This is a genomic window from Halalkalibacter oceani (assembly GCF_023715705.1).
In the GTDB taxonomy this organism is placed as follows: Bacteria; Bacillota; Bacilli; order Bacillales; family Bacillaceae_D; genus Halalkalibacter; species Halalkalibacter oceani_A.
In genome coordinates, this window is sequence record NZ_JAMBOS010000004.1 from 110,470 (window position 1) to 128,129 (window position 17,660).

Here is a 17,660-nt window from a genome sequence, read left to right on the forward strand (position 1 = left end):
TCATCTCCACCTCTACTCCATTTGCTTCTATTCTAACAGAAAAAAACAAGCAGGATAAGAAAACCGCATAATGGCTTTTCTAAGGCTCTTCGATCTCGCTACCGGGATGGGGGGCACGCTTTCCGCAGGCTGGCGTTGAACGAACCGGCAGGGCCATCTCCGGAAAACCAAATAAAAAATACAAAGAGCTTGAGACAAAACTAGCTTTGGACCTACTGGCAATGGCTTCACACGCCACAAGCCCGTTATGAGAAACCCACTCACAACGGGCTTTAAAAGATCGTGGCGGTTCCGCTCATTGCTTAAAGGCTTTGACAAAAGGTAAAAAAACAACCTTTTGTCAAAGCCTCTTGTCTACGGTCTGAGGCGTATAATGGCTTTTTTATACAAAAAAAGAAGAGAGGCGACGGTTATCCAATCGCGATCTCTTCTTTGATCTTCTCTTTATCGGCCGCGGTCAGTCGCGGACAGGTGACACATTTCCGTTTTGCCTGTTCCGTCTGATAGTACAGACAGCAGGTCGGCTTCATCCGCTTCATCACCCCTGGCTCCGTCAGGCTTTCTACAAGCCGGTGCGGGAAGTCCAATGCATTTTTGCGGCTGGCAAACAGCGCCGGATCAGCTTCCTTCATCAGCCAATGAAAGTCCCTTTCAATCCGCTCCGCTTCCTCATGATCCGCTGCAAGCGACAAACCGACCGTTTTGCCATACTCCATTCCGGCGGCAACCTGGCCCCACAGCTCGCGCGGACGAATGTCAACAGCCTGCGAGAAATTCGTCACAACTGGGGTGAGAAGGCTTTCAATCAGCTGCCCGATTTCAGCGCGGCGCCACTCTTCTGTACGCGGCCCCTCCTGCCAGTGGAGCGAATTGATCTTGAAAACCATCCCATCTACCTGATAAGTATCATCCCAATAAAATTGTGCGCTTAGCGACGCCGGCGTCATCGGTAAAAGCAGATGATGACGGGCAAGCATCGTCACAATTCCGGCAACGGCGATCCCCAGTTTACTGCAAAAATATGTCGCCGGCGGATGAAGCGTCAATGCTTTAATTTGCTTTCCGTATTTATGTAAAAAAGCTTTTGCTTCCATCTGCTGCAGCAGTTGCTCAACGGCAAATTCCTGATGAACGACTGTCTGATCTTTCGTATAGAGAAAAAAACGCGCTTCTAATTCCGTAACCATCTGATTGTCGCTCACATTCTTTCTCTCCTTTATATGTTTCATCCCGTTGGACAGGTAAATAAAATCAATAATCATTCTCAACTAAAGTATACGCGTCCTCACCAAAAAAAGTCAACTGAATTCAGTTGACTTTCAAAAAAGACAGACGCCGTCTAAAGGACAAACAGCTCTTTTGAGGCGCCCTTCCATTCACTACTTACTTTGATCAGACAAGCCATTTAAATAAACGATCGCTCCTTTTCGACCAAGCCCTTTGATTTGCTGAAGGGTTCCGAGGACATTTTCTGAGCTTCCATCCTTTTCAACCTGAAGAAGCAGCTCTCTGACAACGACTTTTTTATTCGTTACCGGAGAGATCAAAATGTCTTCCTTCATAATTCCAAAGGAATCCTCTAAGTATTGCTCGAGCATTTCATCCCTCCTCAAAAAATGTCATTTCGGTCGTCTGGCTATAGTGTATCGGCGCGCACCGTTTCGATCAACTTCCCTGTGAGATAATCTCCCGCAAAAAAACTATTCAATCTCAACCAGCAAAGCATTCCCGCTCTCCGCCACTTTCACATAGGCATATTCCGCCTCTGCTTCAGCTTCACTCCCGCTTCCCTCTTCAATAAAGTAGCTTTCAATCCCGTATGAAAAGCGGTTATAGCCCGTCGCCTTTCCGTTCACCAGCACATCCTCCTCCTGAAGCGTATACGGCTGATTATATGCACCATTTTGCTGGTAAATGCCTGTATAATGATAGACGTTCTGATCGTCAGGAGACAGAACAAGCTTCAGCTTTTCCCCTCGTTGAACCTGGCCTTCCAGCTCAGGAAGATGGGAGATCGAGTATTGCAAAGTCAGATAATCTCCCTGCAGGAGCGAGCGGGGATCAAGCGGTTCCAGCTCAAGCTTAATCAAGGTTCCATTGGCAAGATGCGTTTCATACTGCACATATTGAAAGCCGATAAAGGCGAGCTGCAGACAAATGACAACGACCAGCGCCCATTGTTTGGCAAAAGGTGCCGCTGACGAATTGTCTCTCTCTGCCTTCCATTTCCGGTCAAGTATGATCGCGACAGCAAGCAGCAGCAGGCCGAGCAGGAGCAAGGCGACTGATTTATGAAGCAGCCTCCAGACGAGGTCATAATATTTATAAAACAGAAAGGCGAACCAAAAAACGAGCACCGTCCCTGAGAGCAAACGTTCATTCCGCCGGACAAAACGGAAGCCGAGATAAGTCGTGACAGCAAAAAACAGCGCATTATATAGATAATAGACCGACGGATGAGCCGTCGTTAAAAATGTCAGCACGAATCCGAACAGCAAGCCGTAAAGCATGACCAGCGCGGTCAGCCGTTTTTTCAACAGCGGCTCCTTCAGCAGCGGCCGACCGGCCAATGCGAGTAGATTCAGCCCGACCATCAGCCACATGACCGGCTCGGTTGAACGATCAGGCCAAATAATAAGCAGAAGAACGACATTAGTCGCCCCATACAGCAGCAGATGCATCCAGAGACTCTCCTCTTTATACCAGAGCAGCAAAAGCAGGAGCACACTGATCAGCGCAAGGTAAACAGGGACATCCCAGACAAAGGCGAGGGTAAGCAGCACGCCTACATGAACAGTTGTATGCCGCCAAACCTCCTCCAGTCTTTTGCCAAAAATCAGCACCGCCACCAAAAGGGCGGCTGCAAGCAGGACATACAAGCCTGAAAGCAGCGATTGGGCAACCATCGTCATCAGGCCGATGAAAGCGGTAGTCGCCACAACAGCACTAACCGTACTGACGGCATGGACGAGCAGGCTTTGCCACCAGCGCACCTCCTGATTCTTTTGCTTTTCATAAACAGTCCGCAGCTTTTTTAGCACAAAGCCTGCCACAAAGACAGTCAGCCCGGCGAGCAGCAAAATCAGCATAAAAAAGAGCTCAGACCCGTGCTCAAGCATCCAGAGAATTGCTTTAGCCGCCACGTAAACCGCAACTCCGGCAACCGTGAGCAATAAAAGAACACGATTCGGCCTTTTTTTCCAAAGCCAATAGAAGAAGATGATCGAAACAAGCAGATAAAGGCTGTTAAGCAGATAGGTGTACGACTCAAACACCCAGCGCATCGTGATCACAAGCCAAATAAGCTGACTGACGAGATAGGACAAATACGACAAGGCGCGATAAGGAATCCGCCAGGCTGCAAGCCCCAGCCCGAGAAAAGCGTTACCGAGCGCCAGACATACAAGCCAGACAACAAGCTCTCCTTCAGAGCGGTACATAGCAACAGAGCTTGGGAATAAGAAAAAGCCAATCGTCACATGCAGCAGGAAGTAAGATAAAAGAAAAAAGGATTGCAATCTCGTCAGCACGGCAAACAAAAAGGCCGGCACAAGCCAGACGAGAAACAACAGATAACTGTCCGCATGTGAATTGTACATTTGACCAAGCAGAGCAACACTAACGCCAAAGGCGATCACCCCTCCAAGTAAAAACAGCTTCGCGACAAACGGGCGCCATGGCAGGCGGTAACGAAAGAAAAACGCAATGCCGTAGAAGCCAAGCAGCAAGAGCGTGATCAGGCTGATTTTGCTGCCGTGACCGAGCGCTCCCCAATTGGCGGCAAAAAAATAAACAATCGCAGCCACCAAAAGCGAAACACCAAAGAGGTACGCCAGATCAATGACACGGGAAATTCCCTGTTTCTGTTGCTCCTGTTCCATTCCGATTCCCTCCTTTTTTCTTTCATTGTACTCCATTTCAATCAATGTGTGGCAATACTTTTATGAAGAGACCGGCCGGGGTGGAATTCCGATAATAAAGAACGATCCGCCTGGCACCGTAATGAGTTCCATTTGAAAACCTCCGTCCCTGTTCCCAGCGCACTTTCGCCGGTCCCCCTCAGTCTTTCGTCTAGTCCTCATTCTCATTCGCTAATTGGTCTCTTTTTCTAATTCTGAACTAAAAAAGGATGCCATAAAGGGTGATTTTCCCTTTTTACGACATCCTGAAACAGCAGGTCAAAACGAGCTGCTGAAAGCTTATATTTTAAACTCCAGGCACGCCCGGATGCACCTCTAAACAAATAACATCGACCTTCTCGCCTGCTCGCAGCTTCTCCGTCCGCGGTGGGACGACGAGCAAGGCGTTCGCTTCGGCAAGAGATGACACGATACCGGACTTTTCCAGTCCGACCGGCGTGACAGAGAGCGTTGCGTCTTCCACCGTCAATCTCGCGCGGACAAAGCGGGCAAACTCGTTCCGCCGGCCGAGGTCCGTTGTAAGCAGCGCTGCTGTTTTGTGCAGATGCGGTGTTGAGGAACCTAAATAGGTTTTGACAATTGGACGGACAAACAGCTCAAAGCCGACAAAGCAGGCCGACGGATTGCCGGACAAACCGAAAAACCATTTATCCCCGACCGTCGCCACCGTCGTGACACTGCCAGGGCGCATTTCAACTTTATTAAACAGCACTTCGGCCTGAAGCTTGTCCAAAATTGCCGGCACATAATCAAAATCGCCGACTGACACCCCCCCTGTCGTGATCACATAGTCGACCTCTTTCAACGCCCCGGCAACTGCCTCATAGCTTTGATCGAAGTCATCAACAAGAATCCCGTAATAACGCGGGATCGCGCCTGCCTGCCGAATTTGCGCCTCAAGCATCGGTGAATTGCTGTTTCGGATCTTCCCCGGAGCAAGCGGCTCATCAACAGAAACAAGCTCGCTTCCTGTCGCAAACACACCAATCACCGGCTGCTGAAAGACGTTGATTTCGCCATAGCCAAATGTCGCCAGCAAGGCGATTTCCCCCGCTCCCATTTGTCTGCCGGCCTTAAGAAGCACCGTTCCCTCCTTCATATCTTCGCCGCGGCGGATAATGTTTTCTCCCGCTGCGACCGGTGAGGTGATTTCAATCACCGGCTGCTTCCCTTCCAGCGTTTCGGTCACATTCTCCAGCATAATCACCGCATCCGCACCTTCCGGGATTGGCGCTCCGGTCATAATCCGCACCGCTTTTCCACCAAGCACCTGCCGGGTGGCGACATAGCCGGCGCCGATCGTTTCGACAACCTCCAGCCGCCGCGGCGTATCTGGGCCGGCCGCCTTCGTATCTTCGGCTTTCATCGCAAAGCCGTCAACCGGCGAACGATCGAAAAAAGGGACATCGTGCGAGGCGACGATGTCCTCCGCGAGAAACCGTCCTTGCGCCTCCGCGAGCGAAATACGCTCTGCCGGTCCCGTCTTGACATGCTCCATAATTCGTCTCACTGCTTCATCTACCGGAATGCTCTGCCGAATTTCTACCATCTTCCCACTCCTTTACCCGCCGCTTACCGGCGAAATGATGGCAAGTGTATCGTCGGAACTGAATGTTTCGCTTAACTCGGCATATTCCTCATTTTTCGCCCAGATCACCTGCTCCAGATCAGCGCTTACTTCAGGATGCTGTTCAATCAGCCACTCGCGCACTTCAGCAATTGTGTTCAGACCCGGGTCAATCGTTAATGCATCTGTCCCCAGCTTTTCTTTTAATGAAGCAAACAGCAATAAACTTGCCATTATTCCACCTCCGGCTGCCCTGTTTTGTAAAAGGTTGTTTCCTTTTGGTCGCCAACCCAAAATTCCCCGTCTTCCCAATGCTCTTTTTTCCAGATTGGAACAATTTCCTTGATACGCTCAATCGCGTAGCGGCTCGCTTCAAATGATTCCGCCCGGTGCGGGGTGGCGACCGCAATGACGACAGCGATATCTGAAATGTCGAGGCGTCCGACACGGTGCGAGATCGCCACCTCTGCTCCCGGCCATTTTTCCTTGATTTCCGCACCGACCTTTTGCAGCTGTTTTACCGCCATCGCTTCATATGCCTCATAAATTAAATATAATGTCCTTTTTCCTTTTGTCAGTTCACGAACGGTTCCAATAAACGTGTTCACCGCTCCGGCATTAGGGTGCACGACCTTTGCCACAACGGCCTCAATCGAGATCGGTTCTGCTGTAATCTCAAATAAAGTTGCTGTCAAAGATAAACCTCCTCTGCTGTCTCTTCCTGGCCAAGCTTAGCCGCCAATTCGTGACATTTCGACTTTTTTCTTTCTTTTCTTTGTCTGGCTTAAACGCTCTTCTGAATAGCGGTCTGCCCGACCGTTCCAAATCTGACGAATCCGCTCCTTTACCTGTTCATCATCGGCCTCATCCCGTAAAACCGGTAACAGATCATGGCCCTTGGCGGCAAATAAACAATTGTACATTTTGCCATCGGCCGACACGCGGGCGCGAGAGCAGGTCGAGCAAAACGCATTCGTCACCGAGGTGATCAGGCCGATTTCCGTCGTCGTTCCGGCATAGCGGTAGCGCTTGGCGACTTCGCCGTAATACTCAGGTCCAACCGCTTCAAGTGGATGCTCACGATTGATCATCTCGACGATTTCCCGGCTTGGGACAACTTGATCCAGCTTCCATCCGTTTGAATTGCCGACATCCATGAATTCGATAAAACGCAGCGTATGGCCCTTTTCGCGGAAATAGCGGGCCATCGGCATAATTTCCTGGTCGTTGACCCCTTTTTGCACGACCATATTAATTTTAACGTCAAGGCCTGCCTCAGCTGCTGCTTCAATCCCTTCCAGCACCGGGCCTGTTCGAAAACCGCGGCCGTTCATCCGGCCAAACAACTCATCATCAAGGCTGTCGAGGCTGACATTTACCCGCTTCAAGCCGGCTGCTTTTAGCGCCGCGGCATGCTTTTTTAACAGCACGCCATTTGTCGTCAGCGCGATATCCGTGATTCCGTCTATTTGCTCAATATCCGAAATAAGACCGGCAATTCCTTTGCGCAGCAGAGGCTCTCCCCCTGTAATCCGGATTTTGTTGACACCGAGCTCCGCAAAAGAACGGATGAGCCGCAGCATTTCCTCAAAGCTCAGCAGCTCGCTGTTTGTCAAAAAGGGATAATCATTATCAAAAATTTCCGCAGGCATACAGTAGCCGCAGCGAAAATTGCAGCGATCTGTAACCGATATCCGTAAATCATGGAGAGGACGATTCAGCTTATCAACAATATGTTTTTCCATACGATCACCCTTTCCCCCGATATCGTTTTCTCTTAATTATCCAGCTGTCTTTCATAATCTCCGCTTTTTCCACCTGTTTTTCTCACGACGTACGTCTGGCCGATTTCCATTTCTTTCTCAACAGCCTTGCACATGTCATAAATCGTCAGCGCCGCAACACTCGCCGCCGTCAACGCTTCCATCTCAACCCCTGTTTTCCCTGTTGTCTTGACAGTTGCTTCAATTGTAATAACCGCATATGTGTCGAAGCGTTGCGGACGGAAGATAATATCAATTCCCGTCAGCGGCAGCGGATGGCACATCGGAATAATTTGCGCTGTATTTTTCGCCGCCATTACTCCAGCAATTTGCGCTACCGCGAACACATCACCTTTGCCGATTTCCTGCTTTTCTATTTTTTCAAGGACAAGCGGTGCGACTTTGATTTCACTTCGCGCCACCGCCACTCTTTTTGTTTCTTTTTTCTCAGAAACATCAACCATTTTCGCCCGTCCTTGACTGTTAAAATGTGTGAACTCCATCATCCATCTCACTTTCTCTCATTTACGAGCAATCAGCTTCCCGGACTATGATAAGCCCTCTTTGTACCCATTGTAGCACCAAATGGTGAGATCACTCCAGTAAAACCGCGTTTTCCTAAAGCTAGTGAAAAAGGACGATTTACTCTTTTTCACTAACTTTTTCAGTGGTCTCATTTTTATCGTTCTTTAGCGAGCCTTGGCATCCTTGTAGATCTCTCGCATCACGTGTCCGAGCTCGGGAACGATTAGCTTCGTCATCGCCAGGCGAACCGCTCCAGAGGAGCCGGGAGTAGAAAAGACCGCTTTATCCCGGTAGATCCCGGCGACGGCCCGGCTGAGCATCGCCGCCGAACCGATATCCTCGACATAGCTCAAATAACGAAACAGATCACCGAACCCGGGCATCTCTTTTTCCAGCAGCTGAGATACGGCCTCATACGTCCGGTCGCGAGAAGCGATTCCCGTGCCGCCATTAATTAAGATCGCTTCGACATCTTCACGGCCGGCCGCTTCCTTAATCACCGCCTGAATCTCCTGTTCACTATCCTTGACAATCGCATAGCCGGTGACACGGTACTGTCCTTCCTCCAGCAATTGCTTCATTAACGCTCCACTTTTGTCCGTCTCCTTCGTCCGTGTATCAGACACAGTCAGAACGAAACAGTTTACCGTCTTCGGTGCTTCTTGTTTATGCTCAGATACTGACATGGCAAAGCTCCTTTTCCAAAATTCTAAATGTAGCTTCTATTTTACCATTTTTTTAATAGACGAGATACTAAACAGCCGGAAAAACAGCATTTTCTCTTTCTTCCGGTTCAGGCTGTAAGAGAGATCATTCCGGCGCCAAGAAAGATCAAACATGCACAGACGAGCAGCGGAACCGTCACCTTTTCTTCAGAACCGAGCATCACTTTACTGAGCATAATCGTCACAATCGGTTCAATCGCCAAAATCGCCCCCGCATAGGCGACCTGGATGAAGGAAATCGAAATAAAAAATGATAAAAGCGCAAGACTGGTGAAAATACCGCCAAGAATATAGTAGCGATTCGGCAAGGTAACATTGTTTTTGAGCGTTTGCAAAAGCTCCCTTTTGAACGCCGTGATCAAAACAAAGCTGAGTAATGCTGCTAAGGCGCCAAAAAAAGCGCCGGCAAAAGGATCGGGATAGTAATCAAGCGCCTGCTTGCGAACTCCTTGCCCAATCCCGAAGCCAAGCGCAGCTCCCAGGGAAATCAGAAAGCCGAACTGATCGACTTTGTTTCCTTCCTTTTTAAATAGGACATAGCCTTGCACAAACAGCCCGAGAAAGATCAAGCCAATCCCGAGCCAGGTCATGCCGATAATCGTTTCATCTAAAATAAAAATGGCAAACAACAGAGTAAAAATAGGAGCTGAGTTTTTAATTCCCGCTGCACGAGATGATCCTATTTTCCGAATGCCGCTAAAGAGCATCATTCTCCCTAAAAAGGCGGTTAAAAATCCAGCAGCCAAAAATAACCAAAGTCCCATTTCATCGCCTGTGTTTCCGTTCACCGGAGCCAACCAGCGGGAAATCCCGAGCAATGAACCGAGCAAGCAAATATTGATACAGAGGGTAATCAGCATTCCATTGTCTGTTGCTGAGTGCCTCATTCCTTTTTTCATCAGAACATTGCTCAACGAATAAAAGACCGCTGACAAACCCGCAATCAAAAAGCCCACACCTGATTACTCCCTCTCTTCTCATTTTGTCGTCTGTAGTGAAAGCTGTTCAGCAGCATGAATCGGACCTGCTTTATCTTTTAGAAATTGCAACTGTCTGTTGTTTTTTCGGATCATGATTTCTGACAGAATGCTCACAGCGACTTGTTCCGGTGTTTCAGCTCCGAGATCAAGGCCAACCGGGGCATGGATATACGGCGATAGCCTTTCCATCTCGGTCTTATCTAAACCAAGAATCTCTCCGGCGATTTGCTCCATTCTTCGTTTCGGACCTAAAAAGCCGAGATAGCCCGGTGCACAGCTTCGATAAAAATCAAAGGCAAGCGCATCGTGATCAATACGGTGCGTCATAAATAAAACATAGTCATTTTTTTCAGCTACGATCTTCTGCCGATAGTCTTCTGACCGGGCAAGAATTAGCCCAGCCGCTTTCGGAAAGCGCTCCTTCGTTAAAGCGCTCTCCCGGTGATCAACAACGACGACTTCAAAACCGCATTGGCCGGCCAAATCAACGACCGGCACCGCGTCCTGTCCGGCACCGAAGATGACCAGTCGGGCGTCCGGATTGATTTTTTCACAGAACCCGCCTGGCGTCGGTTTTGCTTCACCAGCGTGATACGACCTCGCAAACGCCACTTCTTCATTAATAAAAGGACGGGAAAAGGTAAGCTCCTTTGAAAATGCGTGGCTGATGGTCAATGCACGCTTTGTCGTGAGCGCCTGCGTGACTTCGTTTCTCCATTCCCGGCCCTCGGCTGTTTCCAGTGACTCAATCAAGATGAAGACGCTGCCATTACAGCCGAGGCCGAGCCCCCAGACGCTCGTGTCACTTAAGTGATACAAGTGCAGGCGCGGCTTCCCAGTTTTAATCACTTGCAGCGCAACCTCGATCACATCCTGATCAAAGCAGCCGCCGCCGATCATTCCGGCCGATTGACCATTCTCCGCAATAAGCAGACGGGCTCCCGGTCGCCGGTAGGCCGAGCCGTTAATCGCGACGACAGTAGCCATCGCGACGCGCTCGCCCTGCTCCTTCCATTCATCCAACTGCTTCAGCAATCCACGGAGCTCATTCATCCGTATTCCTCCCTTCACTCAAGAACTCGATTTTCCGTGACCAAATCCACTTCCTTCATTTTATTCTCTACCCATGCCGGGAGAACCTGACCGGCCGCAATCTCCGCTACCCGTTGCTCTTCCCGTTTCTCAATCGCGCCAAGCTGTTCGATTACGGCGGCGACATTTTCCTGCTTGATGACAACGATGCCATCGTCATCCCCGACGATGACATCACCGGGGCGGACCGTTACGTCCCCGCAGCTGATTTCACCATTGACGAAGCCGGGACCATTTTTTTCAACGCTGACCGGAACCGCTCCCTGGCAAAAAATAGGAAGGTCTCTTTCCTGATTGGCCGTTTTATCGCGAATTAAGCCGTCAATCACAATCCCGCCAAGACGAAGCGCCTGCGCAGATTGCGTCATTAACTCCCCCCACACGGCCTTTGTTTGATTCCCTTGCGTCGTGACGACGAGAATGTCACCTGGTTCAGCAAGCTTTAATGCGACATAAAGCATGAAATTATCCCCCGGTGGCAGTTCCACCGTAAGGGCGTTCCCAACGAGCCTGCTGCCGGCAGCGATCGGCTTGATTCGCGGATGCATCGTTCCTGTCCGGCGCTGCGCATCGGTAATCGTGGAAGAAGCAACCCCTTCCAGCTGTTTCAGCCGGGCAGGCGGGGTACGCTTCACTTTTTCGTTATAGCCAAATCCGATAGTTCCTTTCATCGCTCTCCTCCTAAAATAAATGGGCCCATTTTTTTAACGTGCTTTCTTGCAGCTCCTTGCTCGCTTCGGCGACTTCCGGAAATTCGTTTATATAATCATATGGCCGGCATGCATCGATAATTGCTCTTGAGCTGAAGGGCGCTTTATATGGATAAGCAATCTTCATCGGATCATTTTTCGATCCCATCGCTCTTTTAATAATATCGATATCAAGCTCCGGATCCGTTCTCGTCGAAACAGCCCACATCACTTCAGCCAGATTCGCAGGATCAATATCCTCATCAACGACGATCGAATATCTTCCTAAATAGGATCCCACGCCGCACTGACTGAGCACATGACCGGCCTGGCGGGCATGACCTGCATACCGCTGTTTGATCGAAATCACCGTAAACATGCGGGAGCCGCCGATTTCATGGGCCCATACTCCCTTTACGTCCGGAATCCCGGCCGCTTCGACCGCATCGAACAGCAGCGCTGAGCGCATGACCGCTTTTGAATAGGAATAATCATTAGGCGGCTTCGCAGGAGGACTTCCCATAATAATCGGGTTGTCGCGGTAGTAAATCCGTTCGATTTTGACAACAGGAGCCGGCGAGGCCGCGGCAGGATAATAGCCGTGGAATTCGCCAAACGGCCCTTCTATTTTCGTCTCCCCGGGATGAATCCAGCCTTCGATCACGATTTCCGAGGCGCTTGGTACCGGAAGTCCAGTCAATTGCGTCTGTACGACCGAGACAGGTTCCTTTAAAATCGAACCGATGTAATGATATTCGCATTTTCCAAAAGGAACCTCAATTCCGGAAATAAGATAATGAAGCGGATCTGCGCCAATGACAATCGCTACCGGAAAAGGCTTGCCGGCTTTCTCGTATTTTTCATATTGAATATGACCATGCTTGCCGGGCACCATATCGAGTCCAACATGGTTTTGATCATGAATCATCACCCGATAGGTACCGACGTTGATCCAGTCCGAGTCATAATCCTTTGTGACGACTGAACAGCCGGTGCCGATATAACGACCGCCGTCCTTTTCATGCCATAAAGGAGAAGGAAAGGTAAAAAGATCGACCTCTTCCCCGCTTTGTACGTTTTCAAAAATCGGACCGTCCTCTGTATAAACAGGCTCGTAGTCAACAGATTCCTTTTCCCATTGTTTCGGCTTGCCTCTTAATCCTGTTACGAGGCTTTTATGCGTGCTGTCGACATCGAGCCGTAAAATCGAGGCTAACCGCTTCGGGCTGCTCGTGCTGCAGGTCAGCACCCTGAAGCCTTCTCGATAACCGATAATTTGATCGAATAATAGAGCGGAATTTTGCGCTTTTTTTACGTTCAATTCACTGATGGCGCCAATTTCTAAATTCCAGTCAGCTCCATCGACTTTCGTCAGCTCTCCCTCTGCCTCAATCTCCTCTAACCAGTGGCGTAAATCGAGCGGATTGCCTTCCTGTTTCTTGATCATCTTCCCACATCCTTATCTATCACAGCTTCACTTTCTCCTGTTTCAGGAGTGAAGCCGCTTCCTGAATCGCTGCGAAAATTTGTGCATAGCTGGCACAGCGGCAAATATTTCCGACCATATAGTCTTTTATTTCGTCTTCTGTCGGGTTTGGATTTTCTTCCAAGAGCTTTTTCGCCATTAAAATCATCCCGGGCGTACAGTACCCGCATTGGAATGCTTTTTGTTCATAGAAGGCTTCCTGAATCGGATGAAGCCCTTCTTCGGTTTCCAGTCCCTCAATCGTAACGATCTCTTCCCCGTCAATCGAAGAAGCGAAATGGAGGCAGCCGCTTACCGGCTTGCCGGACACAAGGACGGTACAAACGCCGCAAAGTCCCAAGCCGCATGTCTCCTTTGCACCCGTTAATTGAAATGTATCGCGCAATAGATCAAGCAATGTTTCATGCGGAGCGACATCCGCTGTCACAGGCTTTCCATTCAACGTAAACTGTATTTGTCTTTTCATTAACGCTCACCCTTCGCTTCATTAGTCACACTGACCTTCTGACGGCTGTTGCTGCTTTCTTCCGCTTCTTTTATCGCCGCCAGCACTCTTTCAGGCGTGAGCGGCATATCTTTAATCCGCACACCGAGAGCATCGTGGAGTGCATTGGCAATCGCCGGCTGGACACCAAAAGAAGCCGTTTCTCCCACCCCTTTTGCTCCAAACGGGCCTTCCGGATGCGGGTCTTCGACAATAATCGTTTCAGACCGGGCCGGCAAATCTTTGAAAGTAGGAACTTTATAATCTGCCATGCTTGCATTGATCATCTGTCCATGATCATATTTACATTCCTCGAACAGCGCCTGGCCGATTTGCATAATCGCCGCTCCATACAATTGCTGATGAACTTGAAACGGATTAATCGCCTTTCCGACATCACCGAGCGATACCATATTCAAAATGTCAATTTTGCCCGTCTCGCGGTCAACTTCGATTTCTACCGCAGTTCCACCGGCAAACCAGAAGATCGCCACATCATCAGATTGACCGGTTTCCGGATCAGGGCTTTGATAGTGGCTTTCAAATACATAGCGCCCGATAATGCTTCCGGCAGGCATCTTAAATATTTTCTTAATCACTTCGGTAATGGCCAGCTTTTTATCCGGCTCGTTGCGGACAAATATAGCTTCGTCCTTCAATTCCAACTCTTCTGAACCTACTTCGTAATATCCGCTCACGAACTCAAACAATTGACGTTTGACATCTTCCGCCGCTTTTTGAATCGCATTTCCCATATAAAAAGTTGAACGGCTCGCAGCGGTGATCGTATCGTATGGCGTCACATCCGTATCCGGATGAACGACGCGCACCTTATCACTCGGAAGTCCGAGTACTTCTGCGGCAATTTGCCCGAGGATCGTATCAGAGCCTTGCCCCATATCAACCGTGCTGGAATAAACAGAGGCGCTTCCATCAGCAAACAATGTTACCACTGCTCCTGAAATCGATGGCGTAAGTACGGCCTTCAGTCCGATCGCCATCCCCCGGCCACGGATTCTTGGGTTTTGCTGATCTGGTTGCTTCGCTGTGCTACGGTACGTTTTCCAATCAAGCCGGTCATCAATTTTTTCTAAAATTTCGCCGAAGCCAATCGAGTTCATAATTTGCCCGGTTGCGTGCTCTTTTCCTTCGATTAGCACTTGCGATTTGCGAAATTCGAGCGGATCCCAGCCCATCTTGTCGGCGATAATATCCATCTGCGATTCATAGGCCCAGACTAATTGCGGGATGCCGAAGCCACGGAACGCCCCGGCCGGTGCGTTATTTGTATAAACGCAGTACGAGTCGATCTGCACATGCGGGATGTCGTAGGGACCGGCTGCTGTGAAGCCTGATTTTTGCGTAATACGCGGGCCGATGTCAGCATAGGCGCCTGTATCCCAGGCAACGGTACATTTTCTGGCGACGATTTTGCCGTCATTCGTCACTCCCGTCTTCAACGTGAAAACCGTCGCATGCTTCGTTAGCGTAATAAACACTTCATCCATCGTCAGCGCCAGTTTAACCGGCTTTTTCACAATGAGCGCTAACACGGCCGTCAACGCTTCAATTTTCACATAGAGCTTCGTGCCAAACCCGCCACCTAAATAAGGGACACGGACTCTCACCTTACTTTCAGGAAGCTTCAATACATGAGAGACCTCACTTCTGACAAACGATGGACTTTGATTGGCTGTCCAAATGTTCATTCTCTCTTCGGCATCGAGATAGGCGAGTGCGACATGCTGCTCCATCGGTAGATGAACCGCCGCCGGTGTCGTAAACGTATCTTCAAAAATATGATCTGCTTCTTCAAAGCCTTTCTCAATATCACCGTGTCTTAATTTATAATGAAGACAAATGTTACTTCCGCTTTTCGGCAACAGCGACTTTAAATCTGCAAAGCTTCCGGCCGGCCGGATCGTGTCATGAACAATGGGCGCGTCTTCCTTCATCGCATCCAATACTTGAAATACCGGCTCGAATTCCTCATATTCCACTTCAATGTAGTTAACTGCCTTTGCCGCTATTTCAACCGACTCGGCGATAACGGCTGCGACCGGATCTCCGACGTAACGAACTTTGTCAATCGCAATGACAGGCTGATCGCGAAAAGCCGGACCGTAGTAATAGTTAATATCGAGCTTTTGCAAATCTTCTCCGGTGACGACTTTAATAACGCCTTCGATTTCTTCCGCGGCTCGTTTATCGATGTTTTTAATTTTCCCATGCGGAATTGTGCTCCGTAACAGCTTGACGTGAAGCATTTCCGGCATCGTCATGTTCATGACATAGTCAACCTTGCCCGTCACCTTCGCCTTTGCTTCGACTCGACGAATTGATTTTCCTAACGCCACACCTATCACTCCTTTTAGCTTTCAGTCTTTAGCTGCTCTAGCGCCCGTTTTATATGAACTTTAATCATCTCTTTTTTGTACCAGACCGAGCCTCTTAAATCTTCTAACGGTTCTACCACTTCGTACGCTTTTAGTGCAGCTTCCATGATGGTTTCTTCATTTAACGATTTGTTTCGTACACATTGCTCGACTTCAGGCAATTGGGTCGGTTTATCCGTTGCGGCGCTGATCACGATCCGGACATCGGCGACAATCCCTTCGATCGTCTTCAGGAAAACCGCAACCCCTACCGTCGGCCAGTCGTCATTTGATAACGTCGTATATTTGAAATACGTGCCGCGCAGTCCGGCGATTTTTTTCGGAATGAGCACTTCGGTTAACATTTCATCAGGCTCGATGGCAGTCTCATAATAGCCTTGAAAAAAATCATCCAGCTCCAGCCATCTGTCCCCCTTGCTGCTTTCAACCTTAATTTTTGCGCCGAGAGCCATGAGAATCGGTGGCAAATCCAAATGTGCATCCCCATGCGCCAAATTCCCGCCGAGGCTGGCGACATACCGAATCCGCGGGTTGGCGACATGGGTTAACGCTTCGGCAATGACTGGCTGTTCCGCTTTCACAAGAGGATCGATTTCGATTTCCCGCAATGTTGTCATACTGCCGATGCGGATGTTCTGCTCCTCATCGTGTCGAATATAGCTCAATTCGTTTTTGACCTTTTTTAAGCTGACCATCTTTTTCGGGTCGAACATTCCCTGCTTCATAATGAGCGACAGAGCGGTTCCTCCACTTACAACCCTGATTTCCGGGTCTCCCTGGGCCAGAATCTCTTTAACATCTTGTAACGTATCAGGTTCCATCCATACTGTTTCTTCCATTTCATCTCCTCCTCTCTTTACCGTTTTACCGTGTTCTCCTCAAGAGCTTCTCTAATATTGGCCGCAAATTCCGCTCCCATCTCTGTTGCCTTTGAACGAAAAGCAGACTGACCGATTGAGCCCAGCTTCCCGGCCAAACTTAAATCCATAAAATATTGAACATCCGTCGATCCTTCCTCAACTTCGACCAAATCCAATTTCGCTTGTACTTTCAATTGACCGACTAATGAAAATGGCTTTCCTACAATCTCTGATTGCAGCTGATTCGGCGGATCCAAATCTGTGATACGGACATTGAGATTGAACTTTAACTTCATAAAGGCGATCTGCACTTTGGCAACAGCCTGGTAAACACCATCTTCCACTTCATCGACTTCTTCGCAGCCCGGCAGGCAGCGTGCTAATTGTTCTGTATCCATTAAAAATGTCCACACATCCTGTTTTTTTGCCTGTACGTTAAACTGATCTTCAATAATCATCGTAGGCCTCCCTCTACTATCTCAGCATTTAAAATCGCTGCCGCTCTCGTTAATCCGGCTGTTCCCTTTTTAATTTTCAATGGGAATCCAATGTAAAGGAATCGCTTGCCGGCAACCTCGCGCAAATCTCCGAGATTTTCCGTGTTTAATAGATTCCGCTCTGCGCAAACAGTATGAGCGGGCTTCCATTCCTCTCCTTTATGAGGGCTGACGTCAATGCTGACGGCGTCAATTCCGATATGCTGCACCCCTTGATCGGCGAGCCATTCTGTTGCTTCGCGGTTCAAACCTGGATTCTGCTTGTTGTAGACCGGCTTTGGAAAATGCCGTTCATACGTGCCTGTGTACAATAAGACGACTTTACTCCCTGTCAGATCCAAATGCGCTTGTTCACATGCCTTAATCAAATGATCCTTTGTAATGAAATCTGAATCAGGTACAGCGGAGACGTCTAAGCAGACCGCAGGCCCGGCAAACCGTTCCAATTCGATCTCCTCAATCGATTTCGCATCCGGGTTGCCGTCCATGTGAATAAAAGAGTCGGTATGAGTTCCGGCGTGCTCTGACATTAAAATGGTATTAACGGCAAACGACCGTTTCCCCCCGCCGATTTCCTTCAGCTCGGTCATCGGAAAGACAACAGTCGGCTGATGACCGGGATAGACCGGCTGTCCTTTGAAAATTTCCTGTGAAAGATCAATGATTTTCAATTTGC

Annotated in this window: 18 protein-coding genes; all 18 read right to left on the reverse strand. The window is 49.2% G+C overall.

Annotated elements, in window-relative coordinates:
* Nucleotides 1-410 precede the first annotated feature (410 nt).
* Complete coding sequence (locus M3212_RS22240) at nt 411-1,202, reverse strand: (2Fe-2S)-binding protein (protein ID WP_251192974.1); 792 nt, start codon at nt 1,200-1,202, stop codon at nt 411-413.
* Between the two features lie 177 nt (nt 1,203-1,379).
* Nucleotides 1,380-1,598 carry a hypothetical protein gene (locus M3212_RS05605; RefSeq protein ID WP_251192975.1) on the reverse strand — a complete coding sequence of 73 codons (219 nt, stop codon included), beginning with the start codon at nt 1,596-1,598 and terminating at the stop codon, nt 1,380-1,382.
* Nucleotides 1,599-1,700: 102 nt separating this feature from the next.
* The gene (locus M3212_RS05610) at nt 1,701-3,881 is read right to left on the reverse strand and encodes a GDYXXLXY domain-containing protein (RefSeq protein WP_251192976.1); all 2,181 of its coding nucleotides are present in this window, start codon (nt 3,879-3,881) and stop codon (nt 1,701-1,703) included.
* 325 nt (nt 3,882-4,206) lie between these two features.
* Nucleotides 4,207-5,469: a molybdopterin molybdotransferase MoeA gene (locus M3212_RS05615; protein ID WP_251192977.1), complete on the reverse strand. Its 1,263-nt coding sequence runs from the start codon at nt 5,467-5,469 to the stop codon at nt 4,207-4,209.
* Nucleotides 5,470-5,481: 12 nt separating this feature from the next.
* Nucleotides 5,482-5,721 (reverse strand): MoaD/ThiS family protein, encoded by a 240-nt coding sequence (locus tag M3212_RS05620; RefSeq protein ID WP_251192978.1) that lies wholly within the window; start codon nt 5,719-5,721, stop codon nt 5,482-5,484.
* Nucleotides 5,721-6,182 (reverse strand): molybdenum cofactor biosynthesis protein MoaE, encoded by a 462-nt coding sequence (locus M3212_RS05625; RefSeq protein ID WP_251192979.1) that lies wholly within the window; start codon nt 6,180-6,182, stop codon nt 5,721-5,723. The genes M3212_RS05620 and M3212_RS05625 overlap by 1 nt, the downstream gene beginning before the upstream one ends.
* Before the next feature lie 36 nt (nt 6,183-6,218).
* The gene (gene moaA, locus M3212_RS05630; protein ID WP_251192980.1) at nt 6,219-7,232 is read right to left on the reverse strand and encodes a GTP 3',8-cyclase MoaA; all 1,014 of its coding nucleotides are present in this window, start codon (nt 7,230-7,232) and stop codon (nt 6,219-6,221) included.
* Nucleotides 7,233-7,264: 32 nt separating this feature from the next.
* A complete protein-coding gene (gene moaC / locus M3212_RS05635; protein ID WP_251192981.1) occupies nt 7,265-7,756 on the reverse strand; it encodes a cyclic pyranopterin monophosphate synthase MoaC in 492 nt (163 codons plus the stop codon).
* Between the two features lie 183 nt (nt 7,757-7,939).
* Nucleotides 7,940-8,461, reverse strand: a complete 522-nt coding sequence (locus M3212_RS05640; RefSeq protein WP_251192982.1) for a MogA/MoaB family molybdenum cofactor biosynthesis protein — start codon at nt 8,459-8,461, stop codon at nt 7,940-7,942.
* Nucleotides 8,462-8,568: 107 nt separating this feature from the next.
* Entirely contained in the window at nt 8,569-9,456 is an 888-nt protein-coding gene (locus M3212_RS05645) for an EamA family transporter (RefSeq protein WP_251192983.1), read from the reverse strand.
* Nucleotides 9,457-9,477: 21 nt separating this feature from the next.
* Nucleotides 9,478-10,533 carry an XdhC family protein gene (locus M3212_RS05650; RefSeq protein ID WP_251192984.1) on the reverse strand — a complete coding sequence of 352 codons (1,056 nt, stop codon included), beginning with the start codon at nt 10,531-10,533 and terminating at the stop codon, nt 9,478-9,480.
* Between the two features lie 14 nt (nt 10,534-10,547).
* Nucleotides 10,548-11,243 carry an RraA family protein gene (locus tag M3212_RS05655; RefSeq protein WP_251192985.1) on the reverse strand — a complete coding sequence of 232 codons (696 nt, stop codon included), beginning with the start codon at nt 11,241-11,243 and terminating at the stop codon, nt 10,548-10,550.
* Between the two features lie 10 nt (nt 11,244-11,253).
* Entirely contained in the window at nt 11,254-12,708 is a 1,455-nt protein-coding gene (locus tag M3212_RS05660) for a UbiD family decarboxylase (RefSeq protein ID WP_251192986.1), read from the reverse strand.
* Between the two features lie 19 nt (nt 12,709-12,727).
* A complete protein-coding gene (locus M3212_RS05665) occupies nt 12,728-13,213 on the reverse strand; it encodes a (2Fe-2S)-binding protein (protein WP_251192987.1) in 486 nt (161 codons plus the stop codon).
* Entirely contained in the window at nt 13,213-15,588 is a 2,376-nt protein-coding gene (locus M3212_RS05670) for a xanthine dehydrogenase family protein molybdopterin-binding subunit (protein ID WP_251192988.1), read from the reverse strand. The genes M3212_RS05665 and M3212_RS05670 overlap by 1 nt, the downstream gene beginning before the upstream one ends.
* A gap of 14 nt (nt 15,589-15,602) precedes the next feature.
* Nucleotides 15,603-16,466: an FAD binding domain-containing protein gene (locus M3212_RS05675; protein ID WP_251192989.1), complete on the reverse strand. Its 864-nt coding sequence runs from the start codon at nt 16,464-16,466 to the stop codon at nt 15,603-15,605.
* Between the two features lie 17 nt (nt 16,467-16,483).
* The gene (locus M3212_RS05680; RefSeq protein WP_251192990.1) at nt 16,484-16,945 is read right to left on the reverse strand and encodes a CoxG family protein; all 462 of its coding nucleotides are present in this window, start codon (nt 16,943-16,945) and stop codon (nt 16,484-16,486) included.
* Nucleotides 16,942-17,655 (reverse strand): cyclase family protein, encoded by a 714-nt coding sequence (locus tag M3212_RS05685; protein WP_251192991.1) that lies wholly within the window; start codon nt 17,653-17,655, stop codon nt 16,942-16,944. Before M3212_RS05685 ends, M3212_RS05680 begins: the two co-directional genes overlap by 4 nt.
* Nucleotides 17,656-17,660 lie beyond the last annotated feature (5 nt).

Coding starts and splice junctions, on each gene's coding strand:
- M3212_RS05605 (WP_251192975.1), bottom strand. CDS start 1,598: ATGCTCGAGCAATACTTAGAGGATTCCTTTGGAATTATGAAGGAAGAC.
- M3212_RS05610 (WP_251192976.1), bottom strand. CDS start 3,881: ATGGAACAGGAGCAACAGAAACAGGGAATTTCCCGTGTCATTGATCTG.
- M3212_RS05615 (WP_251192977.1), bottom strand. CDS start 5,469: ATGGTAGAAATTCGGCAGAGCATTCCGGTAGATGAAGCAGTGAGACGA.
- M3212_RS05620 (WP_251192978.1), bottom strand. CDS start 5,721: ATGGCAAGTTTATTGCTGTTTGCTTCATTAAAAGAAAAGCTGGGGACA.
- moaA (WP_251192980.1), bottom strand. CDS start 7,232: ATGGAAAAACATATTGTTGATAAGCTGAATCGTCCTCTCCATGATTTA.
- moaC (WP_251192981.1), bottom strand. CDS start 7,756: ATGATGGAGTTCACACATTTTAACAGTCAAGGACGGGCGAAAATGGTT.
- M3212_RS05640 (WP_251192982.1), bottom strand. CDS start 8,461: ATGTCAGTATCTGAGCATAAACAAGAAGCACCGAAGACGGTAAACTGT.
- M3212_RS05650 (WP_251192984.1), bottom strand. CDS start 10,533: ATGAATGAGCTCCGTGGATTGCTGAAGCAGTTGGATGAATGGAAGGAG.
- M3212_RS05655 (WP_251192985.1), bottom strand. CDS start 11,243: ATGAAAGGAACTATCGGATTTGGCTATAACGAAAAAGTGAAGCGTACC.
- M3212_RS05660 (WP_251192986.1), bottom strand. CDS start 12,708: ATGATCAAGAAACAGGAAGGCAATCCGCTCGATTTACGCCACTGGTTA.
- M3212_RS05665 (WP_251192987.1), bottom strand. CDS start 13,213: ATGAAAAGACAAATACAGTTTACGTTGAATGGAAAGCCTGTGACAGCG.
- M3212_RS05675 (WP_251192989.1), bottom strand. CDS start 16,466: ATGGAAGAAACAGTATGGATGGAACCTGATACGTTACAAGATGTTAAA.
- M3212_RS05680 (WP_251192990.1), bottom strand. CDS start 16,945: ATGATTATTGAAGATCAGTTTAACGTACAGGCAAAAAAACAGGATGTG.